This window comes from Streptomyces sp. NPDC005263, from assembly GCF_042872365.1.
In the GTDB taxonomy this organism is placed as follows: domain Bacteria; phylum Actinomycetota; class Actinomycetes; order Streptomycetales; family Streptomycetaceae; genus Streptomyces.
The window spans coordinates 54,930-71,133 of sequence record NZ_JBIAKJ010000016.1; the positions used below are offsets into that span (position 1 = coordinate 54,930).

General features: G+C 69.3%; 11 protein-coding genes and 2 pseudogenes. 7 read left to right on the forward strand and 6 right to left on the reverse strand.

What is annotated here, in order from left to right; translation table 11 throughout:
* Positions 1-91: 91 nt before the first annotated feature.
* Positions 92-2,317, forward strand: a complete 2,226-nt coding sequence (locus ACFYRY_RS40450) for a hypothetical protein (protein ID WP_389157773.1) — start codon at positions 92-94, stop codon at positions 2,315-2,317.
* A 467-nt stretch (positions 2,318-2,784) separates the two neighbouring features.
* Here the strand turns inward: ACFYRY_RS40450 and ACFYRY_RS40455 are convergent, their stop codons facing one another.
* The 4 genes from ACFYRY_RS40455 to ACFYRY_RS40470 all read right to left on the reverse strand — a co-directional run bounded on the left by ACFYRY_RS40455 (position 2,785) and on the right by ACFYRY_RS40470 (position 8,414).
* Positions 2,785-2,937, reverse strand: a complete 153-nt coding sequence (locus tag ACFYRY_RS40455; RefSeq protein WP_389157814.1) for a peptidoglycan-binding protein — start codon at positions 2,935-2,937, stop codon at positions 2,785-2,787.
* A 362-nt stretch (positions 2,938-3,299) separates the two neighbouring features.
* A complete protein-coding gene (locus ACFYRY_RS40460; RefSeq protein ID WP_389157776.1) occupies positions 3,300-3,698 on the reverse strand; it encodes a hypothetical protein in 399 nt (132 codons plus the stop codon).
* 178 nt (positions 3,699-3,876) lie between these two features.
* Positions 3,877-4,422: a CHAP domain-containing protein gene (locus ACFYRY_RS40465; RefSeq protein ID WP_389157778.1), complete on the reverse strand. Its 546-nt coding sequence runs from the start codon at positions 4,420-4,422 to the stop codon at positions 3,877-3,879.
* Between the two features lie 209 nt (positions 4,423-4,631).
* The gene (locus ACFYRY_RS40470; protein ID WP_389157781.1) at positions 4,632-8,414 is read right to left on the reverse strand and encodes a helix-turn-helix domain-containing protein; all 3,783 of its coding nucleotides are present in this window, start codon (positions 8,412-8,414) and stop codon (positions 4,632-4,634) included.
* 551 nt (positions 8,415-8,965) lie between these two features.
* Between ACFYRY_RS40470 and ACFYRY_RS40475 the strand changes: the two genes are divergently transcribed.
* The 6 genes and pseudogenes from ACFYRY_RS40475 (at position 8,966) to ACFYRY_RS40500 (ending at position 14,812) form a co-directional block, all read left to right on the forward strand.
* Positions 8,966-10,015, forward strand: coding sequence for a GH25 family lysozyme (locus tag ACFYRY_RS40475; RefSeq protein ID WP_389157784.1), 1,050 nt, complete (start codon positions 8,966-8,968; stop codon positions 10,013-10,015).
* 68 nt (positions 10,016-10,083) lie between these two features.
* Positions 10,084-10,551, forward strand: coding sequence for a peptidoglycan-binding domain-containing protein (locus ACFYRY_RS40480; RefSeq protein WP_389157787.1), 468 nt, complete (start codon positions 10,084-10,086; stop codon positions 10,549-10,551).
* A gap of 38 nt (positions 10,552-10,589) precedes the next feature.
* Positions 10,590-10,955 carry a peptidoglycan-binding protein gene (locus tag ACFYRY_RS40485; RefSeq protein WP_389157790.1) on the forward strand — a complete coding sequence of 122 codons (366 nt, stop codon included), beginning with the start codon at positions 10,590-10,592 and terminating at the stop codon, positions 10,953-10,955.
* 543 nt (positions 10,956-11,498) lie between these two features.
* Positions 11,499-12,038, forward strand: a complete 540-nt coding sequence (locus ACFYRY_RS40490) for a transposase (RefSeq protein WP_389157792.1) — start codon at positions 11,499-11,501, stop codon at positions 12,036-12,038.
* A 1,223-nt stretch (positions 12,039-13,261) separates the two neighbouring features.
* Positions 13,262-13,889: pseudogene (locus ACFYRY_RS40495) on the forward strand (transposase).
* Positions 13,890-13,975: 86 nt separating this feature from the next.
* Positions 13,976-14,812, forward strand: coding sequence for a transposase family protein (locus ACFYRY_RS40500; protein WP_389157795.1), 837 nt, complete (start codon positions 13,976-13,978; stop codon positions 14,810-14,812).
* 175 nt (positions 14,813-14,987) lie between these two features.
* Here ACFYRY_RS40500 and ACFYRY_RS40505 read toward each other — a convergent pair whose 3' ends face one another.
* The gene (locus ACFYRY_RS40505; RefSeq protein WP_389157798.1) at positions 14,988-16,100 is read right to left on the reverse strand and encodes a serine hydrolase domain-containing protein; all 1,113 of its coding nucleotides are present in this window, start codon (positions 16,098-16,100) and stop codon (positions 14,988-14,990) included.
* A 20-nt stretch (positions 16,101-16,120) separates the two neighbouring features.
* Positions 16,121-16,204: pseudogene (locus ACFYRY_RS40510) on the reverse strand (transposase); the annotation flags it as partial.

Below are 16,204 nucleotides of genomic sequence, written 5' to 3' on the forward strand. Positions count from 1 at the left end.
CGGAGCTGCCCGGTGTGCCTGGGGTGGCTGGTGGTGCACTGGTACCGGGTGTGCGACGGGTGCCGGCCCTGGGTGAGGAAGTACCCCGAGCGTGGGGTGTGCCCGCGGTGCCCGGCACGAGGCGCACCTGAACACGGACGGGCTGTGCAAGCCCTGCCTGGTGGCGATCCGAGTTGAGGAAGATGCCGAGTGGGCTTTGGGCCTGGAGGAGGCACGACCTCGGCCGGTCCAGCTCACGGTGGGCGGCACGTACGGCGACCGGTCGGCGTCGGCCCGGCCGCTGCGGCGGCCCACCAAGAACGGGCTGAGTGTGGGGGGCGAGTGGTGGACCAAGCTCCGGCAGCAGCGTGCCGCTCCCGCCGGGCCGCCGGTGCTGGAGGCGCAGATACGTGGTCAGGTCCCGCTGTTCACCGTGCCCCGGGTGTTGGGTGACGCCACGGTCAGTGCAATCGTCGGTCGGCCGGTCGCCGGATGGGAGCGGGCCCGGCCGGTGATCGAGGCGATTGAGGCCGAGCATGGGTTGACTGCGGGCTGGCGCTACAAGGTCGCCGAGATGGTCCGCCTGGCCCTAGCCGTGTGTGAGGCCGAGGGCGCCGGGCGGTTGCCCGAGGCCATGCTGCGGGACCTCCCGACCAACGGGGACGCGGTCCGCCTGATCCTGCTGCGGGCAGGGCTCTTGGACGAGGCTCCCGAGCCCATGCGGTTCTCCATCTCGGATCAGCCCGTCCGCACCCCGTACATCACCACGCCGACGCCGCTGCCGCTTCCGGCGCCCCGCCAGCGCACCGACTGCTACGCCTGGATCCCCGTCGGCCGACGGGCAGGTTTTGTCTGCGATCCGTGTCGGCATTGGCGGGAACGCGAGGGGCGGGGCCGGTGCTGCCGCTGCGGCCGCGACGGACTGGCCCTGCGCGACGACCGTTGCCGCAGCTGCCACCCCTACCGCCTCATCGACCAAGCCCGTCCGGCTTCCCGGCGGTTCACACAGTTGTTGATCGCACTGCCGACCGGCAAGGGCGGGCCGTTCGAGGCGTTCCCCGTCGGCGACGGCCAGGCGCCCGACTACGACGAGCAACGGCCCGCTTTGCACATGAGCCGCGGACAGGAAGCGCTGTTCACCAGCCGACGCGACTGGGCCCCGGTGCTGGCCCGGCTGCGGAGCATGCCTTCGGGCGAGCCGCCGCTGACCGAGGCCGCCCAGTGGTTGCTCGAGGAGTTCACCCGTCATCGTCCGGGGCAGCGGCCGGACTACCGGAAGAACACCCGTACTCTTACCATCCTCTTGTACTGGCTCGGCACCGAGACGGCCTTCTCCGAACCCGACGTACACGACCTGGCCCGGATCGACGTGAACCTCGCTGCCAAGCCCGTCTGCCAGTTCCTGCGCGACCGCGGCCTGCTGGTGGAGGACCCCGAACTGCATCGGGACGCGGATCTGGCGTGGATCGAGTCGACCCTCACCGCCTTGCCAGAGCCGGTCGCGAGCGAGGTGGGCACCTGGGTGGAAGGCATGCGCGAACAGGGCCGCCGCGAAGGCGAGCCGCGCGGGTACGACGGCATCCGCCGCTACCTCACCACGCTCCAGCCCACCCTCACCGCCTGGGCCACGACGGCCGGCGTGCACTCACTGAGGGAAATCACGAAGGATCACGTCGAGAACTCCGTGGAGAACCTTTCCGGCTACGCCCGCCGAGGACTGGCCATAGCCCTGCGCAGCCTGTTCCGCGCGCTCAAAAGCGAGCGAGTGATCTTCCGCAACCCCGCCCGGAACCTCCCGGTCGGCGACCTCAAGGGGATCCCGAAGTCCATCCCCTCCGACGTCCTGATGGGGCTCCTCGACCAGGCGACAACGCCGCTCGGCCGCCTCGTCGTCGCCTTGGCCTCCATCCACGCACTGCCCGGACACGAGATCCGAACCCTGCACACCACGGGCCTCGACCTCTCCCGCGGCACCCTCGAAGTACAGCGCGGGCCGCTGCGGCACACCCTCTACCTGGAGGAGCTCACCCACCAACTCGCCGCCGACTGGACGACCTACCGCCACCTGCGGTGGCCCGCCTCGGCCAACCCCCACCTGCTGGTCAGCCAGAAGACCGCTGTCGATCCCGACCACCCGGCCGTCAGTATCGGCACGCTGCGCGCGGCCCTCCCCAAGGGTCTGACGCTGGCCGGCCTTCGCCAGGACCGCATCCTCAACGAGGCGGCCGAGAGCGCCGACCCTCTCAGGTTGATGCGCCTGTTCGGGATCACCGAACAGACCGCCATGCGCTACGTCACGGCCGCGCACCCCGAGCGCACAGCCAAGCTGCCCCGGTAGCCGGAACAGCGCGTCACAGGTCAGCAGTTGTAACCCGGCCGACAACTGCAGTCATCCAAGAATGCCGAACGTGGAAGGCGGTCAGTGCCCAATTTCCTGATCGGGGAGGGCAGGTACTACCCCACGCCCGGGAACTGACCGGGATGCAATTCTCAAGACTCTCCAGCGCCTCTCGAACGAGGCACAGAACCGGCGGGGCCGTCGCCCGGCCGGGACGAGACCGGTCGGCTACTGCGCTTTCTGGAGTGGACGACCGAGGCAGCCCGCGCCCTGCGTTTCCAGGTGAGCGACGGCTTCTGCGCACAGTTCTCACTTGTTGCCATGTGGCTCTCGGCGGCAGGGCGAGGTGTCAGTCGCTGATAGCTCCGTCGGCCCGTGCTGGCTCGGCGAGGGCCTCCCTCCTTGATGAATTCCGGCCGCAGGCCCCGGATCTGGGGCAGCTTTCCACGCTGGCGTTCCCCTGCGGCCTACTCGCGGCACCAGTTCAGGAGGGCATCCCACGTTTTGGGCCCGACGATCCCGTCTGCCTGCAGCCCGCAGTGCTCTTGGGTGGCGACGACCGCGTGGTACGTCTCGCGGCCGAAGACTCCGTCGATTGTGACGGCGAGCTTGCCTTGCAGGTACTTTACGCAACTTCCGGTGCTGCCCTATCGCAAGATCTCCGTGGGCAGGCCGTGAGCCGTGTGGCATGTTGCTGCTGCGGAGAAGGACGGTGGACTCGCATGCGCGGCGCTGGTACCCCCGAGCAATGCAGCGCAGACGAGGGCCGCGGCCGCCAAGACCTGCTGCCCGCGTGAGCGCTTCGATACGGATCGTTCCATGGCGGACAAACCTCGATGCGGTTGAAGAGAGGGACAGGGGAGATTGCTCGGCCGCGTCCCGTCCGGAACCCGGGTTTGGTGGCCCACGGCGGCCTCGCCGGGCGTAGGGCCCGGTGAGGCCGCCGTGGGCCAGGTCGGCCGGCGCGGTGCGGCCGGTGCTGCTAGCACTTAGAGAGGCCGGCCGGCGGGTCGTGCGGGGTGTTCACGTTGCCGCCCCAGGAGTAGACGTCGTAGTAGACGTGCTCCGGGTTGTCGTGCGTGTCGAAGACGGTGCCGTAGTACCACACGTCCGTGTGGTGCTTGCCGTCGTTGTAGTAGTCGCCTCGCTTGTAGCACTGCACGGCGAATTCGCTCTTCCCCTTGGTCGTGCCGACCAGGTAGCTGTTCAGGTGAGGGCCGCCGCGCAGGTTGCTGCCACCGTCCACGGTCGTCTCGATCCCGCTTGCGGCGACCGGGGTGGCTGCGGCCGCGTTGGCCGGTGTTACCGGACTGAGCGGTCCGGCGGCGATTCCAACGGCAACCGCCGCGGTGGACAGGGCCGCACGCAGATATACACGCATAGTGATACTCCAATCTGGCGTTCTGAACAGCTCATGACTCGGCGCACACGTGCTAGAGACACGGGCAGTGCCGGAGGCAGCGGCCGCCCGTCTGCCGCTGTGGGACGGCCACGCCTCAGGGCCGAAGCAGGGTGGGGTGCGAACGTCCACCCCCGTGGGACGCCCGGTCGGCAGGTCACTAGTTCCAGGCGGGGTGGCCGTAGCCCCAGATGAGGTGGCTGGTGCGGGGGTACTTCAGCCGCTGGACCTGGTCGGAGCGGTTTCCTTCGACGGTGTAGACGTAGGTGTCGTCGTAGGACGTCACGATCCCGATGTGGTCCTCGCCGTCGTGACCGTTGAGGTCGAAGAAGATCACGCAGCCTTCGCGTGGACCACCACCGGCGGCGCCCCGGCGGTAGAAGCGGTGCTGGTTCTTGAACCAGGTGAGGTGGTCGGGGACGTACTTGTGCTTGCCGCCGATGGCCGCCAGCTGGCCCGCCTGGTGAAAGACCCAGCTGACGAAGACGTCGCACCACTCCTGACCGTCGGCACCGTACCACCGACCGTACTTGGTGTGGTTGGTTCGGCTTTCCCGGTATCCCACCTCCTTCTTGGCGATTCGGGTGACCTTCGCCGAGGGGGCGTTCGTGTCCCGCAGCGCGACGGCGTCCAGCACGGCCAGTTCGGCGGGCGTCACCTCCTGGCTGGCATCGACCGGCTTGGTCTCGTCAACGGACTCGGTCACGATCACTCCTTCTTTCCTTCTTGCGGTGTCTGCGAAACCGCGAGCGATTGCTCGGGCAGGGCGGGTGCCGCCGCGGTTCGACGGCCCGCCGAACACCAGGTTCCGAGCCGCCCGGTTGTTGCGCAGGCCCCTGCCGCAGCACGAAACAAACGCCGGCACAGCACCTTCAGCACAGGTCAAGGCAAGTGGGAAAGAAGGGGCAGGGATCGTCAGGCTCGGCAGGACTGGGCGTAGGGGAGTTCCCGTACGTAGTTCTGCCATTGCGCCGAGGTGAGTTGACCGGCGGTGCCGGCGCAGATCCGCCGGATCGCCGGGCCGAGCCTCAGGGACGTGAACTCGATCGTGCCGTCGGGTCCCGCTGTGGCCAGCAGCTGCCCGTCCGGGCGGTACGCGCCCGTCGCTATGGCTTCGGTGTGTCCTGCGGTGAGCGCCCTGCCCCAGGGATCTGGTCGAGCAGGGTCGGTCAAGTCCCACAGCAGTACGCTCCGGTCCTCGCTGGTGGAGGCCAGCGTGTGACCGTCCGCGCTGAAGCCTACCCAGGTCACCCGACCGGTGTGTCCGGTCAGCGATCTGCCGACGGCCGAGGCGTGCGCGGGAGTGCGGACATTCCACAGTCGTACGTCGTGGCCGACGCCGGCGGTGGCCAGCAGCCGTCCGTCAGGGCTGAAGGCGCCCCACAGGGTGCCGCCGGTGTCGCCTGTTCGGATGTCCGGCAGGGACCTGGGACGGACAGGGTCGCGGATGTCCCACAGGCGGACCTTGTCGTCTTCGCTGGTGCTGGCCAGGGTATGGCCGTCCGGGCTGACGCCTGCCCAGTGGACGAAGCTGATGTGGCCGGTCAGCGGGCTGCCGAGGCTGGCGGGGCGTGCGGGGTCGGTGACGTTCCACAGCCGGAGGCTGTACTTGGGGCCGCCTGTGACCAGCAGATGCCCGTCAGGCGTGAAGGCCAGCACGCCATCGGCCTGGTCGGCGCCGCCGGTGCGGATCAGGCCGGCCCGCCGAGGGCGGCCCGGGGTTGAGACGTCCCACAGCCGTACGGTGCCGTCACTGGCGGCGCTCGCGAGCAACCGACCTCGCGGCTGGAACACCATCCGGATGGCGAGGTGCTGACCGGGAAGCTCGCTCAACTGCCTGCCGCCCGCCGGATCGCGGACGTCCCACAGCCGTACCCTCCCGGCGCTCGCGCTGGCCAATACACGGCCGTCCCGGTTAAACGCGATGTCGGTGACGCTGCCAAGATGGCCAGCCAGGAGCGCGCGGGGAAGATGCCACAGACGTACGGTGTGGTCGTCGCTCACGCTGGCCAGGGATCGTCCGTCGGGGCTGAACGTCAGCCAGTTGACGAATCCGGCGTGCCCGATCAACGGCTGCCCTAGGGCGGCCGGATGCCGCGGGTCGGAGACGTCCCACAGCCGGATGGTGTGGTCCGCGCCGCCCGTGGCGAGTGTCCGCCCGTCCGGTGAGAACGCCACCGCGAGCAGGGTGCCGGTGTGACCGGTCAGCGGTTGGCCCAGCGGCTCGGTGTGCGCCGGGTCGGAGGTGTCCCACAGCCGCACCTTGTGGTCGTTGCCCACGCTGGCCATGAGATTGCTGTCCTTGCGGAAGGCGACCGCGTAGACGACGTCCGGGTTGTTCAGCGGTTTCCGCCACTGCTTCGGCTGGGTCCTGTCGGTGACGTTCCACAGGCGGATCAGGTGATCGTGGCCGGGAGCCGCCACCGTGCGGCCGTCCGGGCTGAAAGCAGCCGAGGAGACGGGTTCGCGGGAACCGGTGAGCGAGTGACCCATCGGTTTGGCGTGCGCCGGGTCGGAGACGTTCCACAGCCGTACGGTTTGGTCCTGACTGGCGGTGGCCAGGGTGCGTCCGTCGCGGCTGAACGACACGGAGAAGACGAAATCGCGGTGGCCGGTCAGCGGTCTGCCGAGTGCCTTTGGGTGCAGCGGGTCACGAACGTCCCACAGCCGTGCCGTACGGTCCCGGCTCGCGCTGGCCAGGGTGCGGCCGTCCGGCGAGAACTGCAGCCAGTACACCCAGCTCTTGTGCCCGGTCAGCGGTCTGCCGAGCGGGACGGGGTGCGCGGGGTCGGCCAGGCTCCACAGCCGGATGGTGTCGTCACCGGCCCCCGTCGCCAGCGTCCGTCCGTCCGGTGAGAACGCCACCGCGTACACCGGCTGGGAGTGACCGGACAGTACGGAGGACAGTGCGATGTTCTGCGTGTCCAGCAGTCCTGCGGCGGCTTCGCGGTCCGACCGAAGCCGGTGCGCCGCCAGATACATCCGCGCCGCCAGCGATGGATCGGTCGCATTCAGCTGGCCCGCCTCAGCGACCACCTGCTCGGCCACCGCGCGGTCGCGGCCGGCCCGGGCCAGCGAACGCTGTTGGAAGGCGATGACGGCGGCCGTCGATGCGAGCAGGAGAAGGGCGGTCACCGCGGCCAGCAGTGAGCGCATACGCCGGGCGGTGCGAGCCGCCGCCCGCCGCTCCTGCTCACGGGCGGCGACGCTGGCGTCGAGGAACGCCGCCTCGGCCTGGGTGAGGTCCGAGCGATGCCCGGTGAGGCACTCCTCGGCCGTGGCCAGGCGGGTGCCGCGGTACAAGGCCCCAGGATCCCGGTCGAACGCCTCCCAGGCCCGGCTGGCCTCGGTGAGCTGGCGGTGGACCCGAAGCCGTTCGCGAGCACCGTCGATCCAGGACTGCAGTCGCGGCCAGGCGGTGATCAACGCTTCGTGCGCCAGGTGCACCATGTCGCCGTCGAGTGTGACCAGCCGTGCGCGGGCCAGTTGTTCCAGCACCGAGGCCGTTTCGGCGGACTGGCCGGTGGCGCTCAGCGCCTGCAGTTCGGCGTGCTCGGCGGGACGGCTGGTGTCCTGGGCCCCTTCACCGGGTGTGATCAGGCGCAGCAGGATACGCCGGGCGACCTCAGCCCGTTCCGGCGACAGGCGGGTGTAAAGCTCCTCGGCGGTGCGGGTGAGGGCGCCGTGGACACCGCCTGCGGCCTCGTAGGCAGCCAGCGTGAGGGTGCGGCCTCTGCGGCGGCGCCAGGTCTCCAGCAAAGCGTGGGACATGAGCGGCAGTCCGCCGGGTTCCTCGGCGACGTCCTCGACGATTTTCGCCGTCAATGTGCGTTCCACGATCAGCCCGGCGGCCGCGGCGGGTTTGACGATCGCGTCGCGCAGTTCGGCCGGCCCCATGGGGCCGAGCAGGAAGGTGGCGTCGGTGAGGGCGGCGGCGAGCAGGCGATGCTCGGCGCAGCGGCTGAGGAAGTCCGCCCGTACCGCGATCACCACCCGCAGTCTGCTCTCCGGTTCCACCGCGCTCACCAGCAGGTCAAGAAATGCCGCACGCTCCGCTGTGTCCGAGCACAGGGTGAAGAGCTCCTCGAACTGGTCGACGACGACCACCGTATCGCCGGCACTCTGACTCGCCGTCAACGCGTGCGCGTGGGTGGACGCGAGGCGAGGTCCCGGGGTGAGGATCCGTATTGCCGCCAGCCGGCACTCCGATGACTGCTGGTCTTGGAGGGACGGGAGGAGCCCCGCGCGCAGCAGGGAGGACTTGCCGCTGCCGGACGCGCCCACCACCGCGACCATGCGGCAGGTCAGCACCCGCTCGGTCAGTCGGGCCACGAGCTGGTCGCGCCCGAAGAACAGATGCCGATCACTGGGTTCGAAGCGGGTCAGCCCTCGGTACGGGGCATCCGTGTCATCGGCGCCCTCCGGCTCAGCGGCCACTTCCCGGGCCACCGCCCGCCAGCGCGGCTCCCATTCCTCGGGGTCCGCCCCGCACGCCCGCACATAGGCCAGTACCACCTCCAGCGAGGGCAGTTGGCCGCCTGCGGCCGCCCTGGACAAGGTGGCGACCGAATAGTCGGTGCACTGCGCCATGGCCCGGTAGGTCAGGCCTCCGGCCTCCTGGCGCAGCTTGCGTAAGTCGAACGCGAAACGTTGGACCGGCCCGGCCGACGGATCCAGCGGTCCCTCACTACGCCCCATCCCGTCCCCCATGGTCAACGCCAGCAGTGAGGGACAACAATGGCACCCTCTTCGTCACCGTCGCATCCCTGACCAGCTTGTTTCAGCCGATCGGCGCCTACGGCCGGCCTGCCGCGACGTTTGTTGCATTCGGCGATGCAGGCGTGCGCAACAACGTGCCGGGCCAGAAGCATGGGGCGGGACGGCAGCGGCAGGTCGACGGCAGGTACTGCCGCACATGGCCGTGGCCGCGTCCACCGACCGCAACGGCCCGTTGCCTTCAGCGTGCGGACTGGGGCGGGCGAAGGGCGCCGCCGCAGAGGCGCCATAGAGCCGGCGCCCGTGGTCAGAGACGCAGGGCAGGACGCGAAACAAGTGAAAGGAGTCCATGAATGACGCTTCTTCGCCGAACTCCTCGCCATTTCGAGGGGGTTTCCTCAAGACGCCGCGTGCGGGCGGGGGTACGCAGCGGGCTGACCGCGGTGACCGTCACGGCGGCACTGCTTGTCGCCCCGGTCGCGGCATCGGCGACGGCCCAGGAAACACGGCCGCGACAGGCTACGGATGCTGCCGTGCGAGGACTCGACGTCAGCGCCTACCAGGAGACCGTGGACTGGGCCGCGGTCGCTGCCGGCGGAGCCTCCTTCGCCTACGTCAAGGCGACCGAGGGCGCCTCCTACATCAGTTCCCGCTTCTCCCAGCAGTACGACGGTGCGGCAGCAGTCGGCCTGATCCGCGGCGCCTATCACTTCGCCAGGCCGGACAAGGCTTCCGGCAGCGCCCAGGCCGACTTCTTCGTCGACCACGGAGGCGCCTGGCAGCCCGACGGCAAGACCCTCCCCGGCGTCCTGGACATCGAAGCCACGCCGGGCCTGCCTACCTGCTACGGGGTCAGCCCCGGTGCGACGGTCCACTGGATCGCCTCGTTCGACAAAGAATACCGGCGCCGGACCGGCCGCCACCCGGTGATCAATACCAACACGACGTGGTGGTCGCAGTGCACCGGCAACTCCTCTGCCTTCGCCGCCACCAACCTGATCTGGATCGGCAGCTGGACCGGCACCCCTCACCCCCTGCCCAACGGCTGGTCCACGTACGCCTTCTGGCAGACCGCCGACTCCGGCCCCCTTCCCGGTGACCAGGACGTCTTCAACGGCACCGCGCAGGACCTGCGGAACCTCGCCGCCAACGGCACCTACGCGCCCCCGCCGCCGCCGGCGGCCGGCGCTTGGCCGGTCGCCCAGCAGGGCTACAGCGGCCGCCAGGTGACCACCGTCCAGTACTTGCTCAACGCCCACGGCACGGCACTGTCCGTGGACGGCTCCTACGGACCGGCCACGCATGACGCCGTGGTCAACTTCCAGACCCGCAACCAGCTCACCGCCGACGGCATCGTCGGCCCCAACACCTGGCGAGCCCTCATCACCACCGTCAAGGAAGGTGACCACGGCCCGGCCGTCAGCGCAGTGCAGGCCGAACTGGCAGCCCACGGCGCGACCCTGTCGGTCGACGGCGCCTTCGGACCGGCCACGCAAAACGCCGTGGTTGCCTTCCAGACCCGCAACCAGCTCACCCCCGACGGCATCGTCGGCCCGAACACTTGGCTGGCGCTGGTCAACTGACCGCGCTGCCACCACCTCCCCACAGAACGACACCACACGATCCGCGATCTCAGGGAACCGAGGAACACATGCGATCGAATGCTGTGACGAGGACACTCGTCAGTGCCGCTGCCGTCGTGGCGATGGCCGCCGGGAGCCTGACGGGCGCAAGTACGGTCTTCGCGGCATCCCAGCCGGCCGCCAGGCCCGCCACGAGCCACCAGGGGATCTCCGTCCTCGCGGTGAACAACCTGGGGCTGACCACGACCCAGGCCAAGCACTGGCAGTGCCACCTGCGCAAGGAGGGTTTCGACCCCGGCGCGACCGACGGGCAGTTGGGCACCGACAGCTGGAAGGCTGCCCAGCGGTATTTCAACTGGAGGGGAGAGTACTACGACGGCCCACTCACGGTGGATGGCGTCGTCGGCCCTGACACGATCAAGTCCCTGCAGATGTATCTGAACTACGAGTTCTACCACCTCAGGGTGGACGGGGTCGCCGGACCGGAGACCAAGGCCGCTTTCGCGGACTTTAACTCCACCAACCGGTGCGCGTAGGCAGAGGCATTACCCGACAGGATGGAAGGACCGCTTTCATGAAATCAGCCACACGTGCCGGTCTGATCGTCTCGGCACTTGTTCTCAGCGTCGGATCAATCGCTGCCGCTCCGGCGACCGCTTCTCCCGCCGCCGCACCGGTTGGGGCAGCCGCGGCAAGCGCCTGCCCCTACAGCGGGCCCCACCCGACCCTCTCGTACGGCTCCACCGGGCCCGCCGTGAAGCACGCACAATGCCTGATCAACTACTATGGGGTATGGGTGATCGCAGAAGACGGCATCTTCGGTGACGACACCTACAACGCCGTCCTATGGGCCCAACGTGCGTGCGGATCCACCCCGGACGGCATCATCGGCCCGAAAACCTGGGATTGTCTGCATCCCGACAAACTCCCCAACCCGTGACAACCCGACGGCCGCTCGAATCCGGTGACCCGCCAGAGCTCCGTTGCCTACGCCGCCGACCGGCATCTGGGTAACCCGGAGGACATCTGGCCTCGATAGTCGTGAAGGCCCGCCGACGAAGTCGGCGGGCCTTCACGCGTTGTGCCGGGGCCAGGCGAATTGACCGCCGAGGCCCTGCGGAGTGGTCCAGGACGACGAAGTCGCGGTCCTGGCTTCATTTGTGCGTGGGGGATGTGGTTCGCCTCTCTGACCTCCTTCTTCCCGGGGTCGGAGTCGAGGTAGAAGAGGTTGTTCTTGGGGACGCTGAGGTCCGTCTTGCCGTGCGGTCCACGGCGGTGTCGGCCGCCTGTCCGGGATGCGGATGGAGATCCTGGCGAGTGCACTGCTACTACCAGCGGTGTCTGGCGGACCGTCCCGTCGCCGGCCGACAGGTGCGGCTGGACCTGCGGGCCCGTCGTCTCGTGTGCTGCAACGACAGTTGCAGGCGTCGGACCTTCGCCGAGGAGAGACCGGACCTGACACGTCGACACGCACGCCGCACGAATGCCCTCACCGCCCAGCTCACCGACATCGCCCTGTTCCTGGGAGGACGTCCCGGAGCCAGCTTATGTGGACGCCTGGCAGTCACCACCGGCAAGGACACGCTGCTCCGTCTCCTTCGCGCATTGCCCCCTCCCGCCGCCGGAGTCTGTCCCACGCCTGGGTGTCGACGAGTTCGCCGTGCGCCGCGGTCGTACCTACGCGACGATCCTTGTCGACATGGGCACCCACCGCCCCGTCGACGTCCTCACGGACCGGACCGCGCGCACCTTCGCCGCCTGGCTTCGCGAACACCCCGAGGTGAGCGTCGTCTGCCGCGACCGCGCCGGCTCCTTTCCGCGATGGCGCCCACGCCGGTGCACCGCAGGCCCGGCAAGTAGCCGATGCCTGGCATCTGCTCCACAACCTCGCCGAAGCCGTCGAGCGCATTGTCGGACGACACCGTGCCGAGCTGCGAGAACCCCTCACCGTGCGAGCCAGTCAGGACGACGCCTGACGTGCGCGGACGTCAGCGCCCGCTGGTCGCCCACGGAGACCGTGTAGGAACAAGGCAATAGTCCCCGCTCCTCGGACAGCGCCACTCGGAGCCGGATAGCGCCGTAGCGGCGCAGACGATCGCCGAACTCGGCCCTCCAGAGCCCAAATTTGGGAGACTCCCGCTCGGGTTCCGCTCCATGAACGTCCAGGATTATGCGAACTCGCGCGCTTCCGACCGGGCGGCGCAGAAGATCCGCCGTCAGGAGCAGGGCCACGAGTATGCCGAGGCCCAGCTTCTGGCGCTCGGAGCGCCCGTGCCGCGGGCGGGCTGCACCCCGGCGGTCTGGCTCAGGGAGGCCTTGGTCGCGGTCGGTGCCCGCAACGTACGGCAACGCGGAGCACAGCTATGTGTTCCGGCTCGGCAGAAGCCGGCGCGATCGGGAGCAGATCAAGCTCGGCCTCCCCGGTCGACGGCCCTGTCCCAAGCAGGCCGACCCCGAACAACTCGAGGTCAAAAGGCTCGCCGCCGCGCTGCCCGCGCGCTCCCCCGGCAGTCCCGCCAGGGACTGCCCAGCAACCCATTCCTGGAAGGAACGGATCCATGTGGAATGCCAGCCCCTTGTACGTCGATCCGGTCGAGTTCGCCGCGAGTCGGCACCGCATTGTCATCAACCTGTCCGGCGGAAAGGACGGGCCCGTGGCCGGAGCCATCGCGATGGACACTGCCCGTCAGGCCGGTGTCGCCGACCGCGTCTGGACCGCCCACACAGGTCTGGTCCCGATGGAGTGGCCCTCCCTCACCGTCGACGGGGTCTGCTGGCCGAGTGCCAGCGAACTCGCTGCACAGCACAGCCAGGCCCTCGGCCTGCCGCCCGAGCGGCATATCGAAGTCCGGCGCAGCCGTGAAGTCGACGGTGAACGGGTGCCGTTCGACCTGCTGACCTTCATCGCGGAACGAGGCGACTGGCCCTGGCTCGGCAGGGCCCGCACCTGCACCGGCCCAAGGAAGACAAAGATGGTGTACCAGGCGTTCACCCCACAGGTCCGCGCCCTCAGGAGGGAGACAGACGGCCCCCTGATGTTCGCCAACCTACTCGGGATGCGGGCCGCGGAGAGCCCCGACCGCCGCAACCGGGAGGCGCGGCGCCGTACGACCGACAACTCGGCCCGGGTCGTCGACGAATGGCTGCCCGCCCACCAGGTGACCACCGAGGAGGCCTGGGAACGCACGATCAGTGCGGGACTGCCCTACCACTGGTGCTACAACTACTACCCCGCCTGTCGAACGGTTGGCGCCGGAAGACCTGTGGGAGTTGTCCCAGCGGCTGGTCCCGCCGGCTCCGGAACGCCCGCAGGGCGGAGCGCATCGGCGGCGAGGGGACCGAGAGGCGCTGGCCGCGATCATCTTCGTGGCCACCTCGGGCTGCACCTGGAACCAACCGCCGCCGGGCTTCGGCCTGTCGGGCGTGACCCCCTTCCGCCGGTTCACCCAGTGGAGCCAGGCAAGAGTGTGGGCCACGCTCCACCACCTGGCCCTGGACGAACTAGGTTCCCGGGCTGGACTGGTCGCGGTGCCCGATCGACTCCGTCAGCGTCCGGGCCCTCAAAGGGGGCAGCTGACCGGACCGAATCCGACCGACCGCGGCCGACTCGCTGTTCGCCGACCGCGGCTACGACCACGACGTCTACCGCGACCAGGTCCGCGACCGCGGCATCGTGCCGGCCATTGCCCGCCGCGGAACACGCCATGGCACCGGGCTGGGCACGTACCGCTGGGTGATCGAAAGAAGCTTCGCGTGGCTGCACGGCTTCCGGCGCCTGCGGATCCGCTGGGAACGCCGAGCCGACATCCACGAAGCGTTCCTCAAACTCGCCTGCTGCCTGATCACCCACCGACAACTCAGCTCATTGTGTTAGCCGTTGTTAAACCCTTCAGCGATGATCCCACTCATCTGCTGGTCAGGGCTGATGCGTTCTCAGCCAGCGACCCCCGATGATCAAGGTTGTCGAAGCCTTTGACCCTGATGGGTGTCCTGCAGAGCCACTGCAAGGACACCGACTCCACCTGCCCGTATTCGGAACCGTCGCAGCTCACCTCCCTGGCCGAGGGCTTGGGCCGGATACCCCCGCCGGTCCGGGGCCGCCACTACCTCCTGGGCTCCCTGCTCGCACTGTGTCTGGTCGCCGTCCTCGGTGGAGCCACGTCCCTGGCCGCCATCGCCCGCTTCGCCGCCGATACCGACTGCGGCCTGCGCGTACGACTCGGACTGACTTCCAGCACACCGAACGCCTCCACGCTGGGACGACTCCTTGCCCGCCTGGACGGCAACGCTCTGGACGACGCCGTGGGCGCCTGGCTCGCCCGGTACACCGCCGACCCGGTCGACGAACCCGGCGACACGCTGGTCGGCCTGGCCGTCGACGGCAAGACCGTGCGCGGCTCCCGCACCGACGGCGAAGCAGTCCACCTGCTCGCCGCCGCGCTCCACGCCTGCCAGACCGTCCGCCGCCTGAAAGTCTGCACCGTCCGGCCCGGCCTGCTCTTCCCGCACGCCGTCCAGGCCATGGAGATCCAGCGCCGCCGCACCCACCGCAAGACCGGCAAGGGCGAGACGAAGACCGTCCACACGGTCACCAGCCTTCCGCCCGAACAGGCCAGCGCGCAACTCGCCGAACTCGTCCAAGATCACTCGTCAGTTGACGCCCTGCACCATATGCGTGAGACGTCACCTACGGCGAGGACGCCTCACGCATACTCACCCGCACCGCACCCCGCGACATGGCCACCCTGCGCAATCTCGCCATCGGCCTCATGCGCCAAGCAGGCTGGACCAACATAGCCGCCGCAACCGATCACTACCGGGCACGCCCCCAGCACGCGTCCGCCATGCTCCGGCTCACATCCTGAGAACGGATCGCCCCTGACACGATCGACCACCTGGCGCCGCTCGTGACGGATCCGCGGCTGCCCGCCGGCGACCGTCACAGGATCTTGATGCGCGCCCGACAGGCGGGTCAGGCGCGCAGACCCTTGAGCCCGTCGTAGGCGGCCATCACGACCTCGAGCCCCCGGTTGTCGTCCCCGGGCTCGAGCATCTGGTTCGTCACGTACGCCACCACCATGCGGGCGTCGGGTTCGATCATGACCATCGAGCCGCCCCAGCCACCCCAGCCGTAGGTGCTGCCGAACAGGCCGTAGCCCATGCCGTAGCGCATCGACGTGCCCAGGACACGGTCCTCGCCGCGGAACTGCTCCTCCCACGCACGATCGCAGCCCGCCTGCGACAGCAGCCGCACACCACGCACTGTTCCCCCGCACGCCATCACCGACTGCACGAGAGCGACAGAGCGGGCATTGCCGAATCCGCTCGCCGCGGGAATCTCCGCGCGGCGCCAAGCCACGCTGTTCCCGTCACGGACCCGTATCCCGGTACCGGCGGCGGGAGTTGCGGCTTTGCCGGGCGCGCTCGCGGTGTATTCCTCGTCCCGCGACGGCGGGGGGACCGACAGCGCGACCCGGTGGTCGTGCTCGGCGGACAGCCCGATGTGGAAGTCCGCGCCCAGCGGCCCGGTCACCTCGTCAGCGAGAAACCCGCCCAGGCTGCGGCCGGTGACCCTGCGCACGACCTCGCCGACGAGGAAACCCTGGGTAATCGAGTGGTATCCGGCTGCGGTGCCCGGCTCCCACTGCGCGGCCTGCGCGGCGAGCCGCCGCGTGGCGGTCGGCCAATCGTAGAGATCCTCGGCCGTTACCGGCCTGGACCAGTCGGGCAGGCCCGCTGTGTGCGCAAGCAGGTGCCGTACCAGCACCCCTTCCTTGCCCGCCGCGGCGAACTCCGGCCAGTACCGGGCGACCGGCGCGGCCAAGTCGAGCTCGCCGCGGTCGGCCAGGATGAGGGCGCACAACGCGGTCATCGTCTTGGTGACGGACCACACGCCTGCGATTGTGTCGCGCTGCCACGGGACCGTGCGGTCCGCGTCGGCGAATCCGCCCCAGACGTCCACCACCGGCTCGCCGTCCACCAAGACCGCCACCGAGGCGCCCACATCTCCAGCGTCCAGCAACGCGGCCAGCGCGCCGGGCACCGCAGAGAACAGATCATCATACGAGCCCCGAATCTCGGCCATGCACGGAATCTAGTGCCGCATCAGGCAACGTTCGCCCTGTTCACCACGTCACGGAGGCGGTCGTCGGCAGCATGCTTGTTGCGCCAGATGATGTAGCGGCGGAT

What these genes read in the sequence shown, in the direction of transcription:
- ACFYRY_RS40460 (WP_389157776.1), bottom strand. Translation starts at nt 3,698, where the DNA reads ATGCGTGTATATCTGCGTGCGGCCCTGTCCACCGCGGCGGTTGCCGTT.
- ACFYRY_RS40470 (WP_389157781.1), bottom strand. Translation starts at nt 8,414, where the DNA reads ATGGGGCGTAGTGAGGGACCGCTGGATCCGTCGGCCGGGCCGGTCCAA.
- ACFYRY_RS40505 (WP_389157798.1), bottom strand. Translation starts at nt 16,100, where the DNA reads ATGGCCGAGATTCGGGGCTCGTATGATGATCTGTTCTCTGCGGTGCCC.
- ACFYRY_RS40480 (WP_389157787.1), top strand. Translation starts at nt 10,084, where the DNA reads ATGCGATCGAATGCTGTGACGAGGACACTCGTCAGTGCCGCTGCCGTC.
- ACFYRY_RS40490 (WP_389157792.1), top strand. Translation starts at nt 11,499, where the DNA reads ATGCCCTCACCGCCCAGCTCACCGACATCGCCCTGTTCCTGGGAGGAC.
- ACFYRY_RS40485 (WP_389157790.1), top strand. Translation starts at nt 10,590, where the DNA reads ATGAAATCAGCCACACGTGCCGGTCTGATCGTCTCGGCACTTGTTCTC.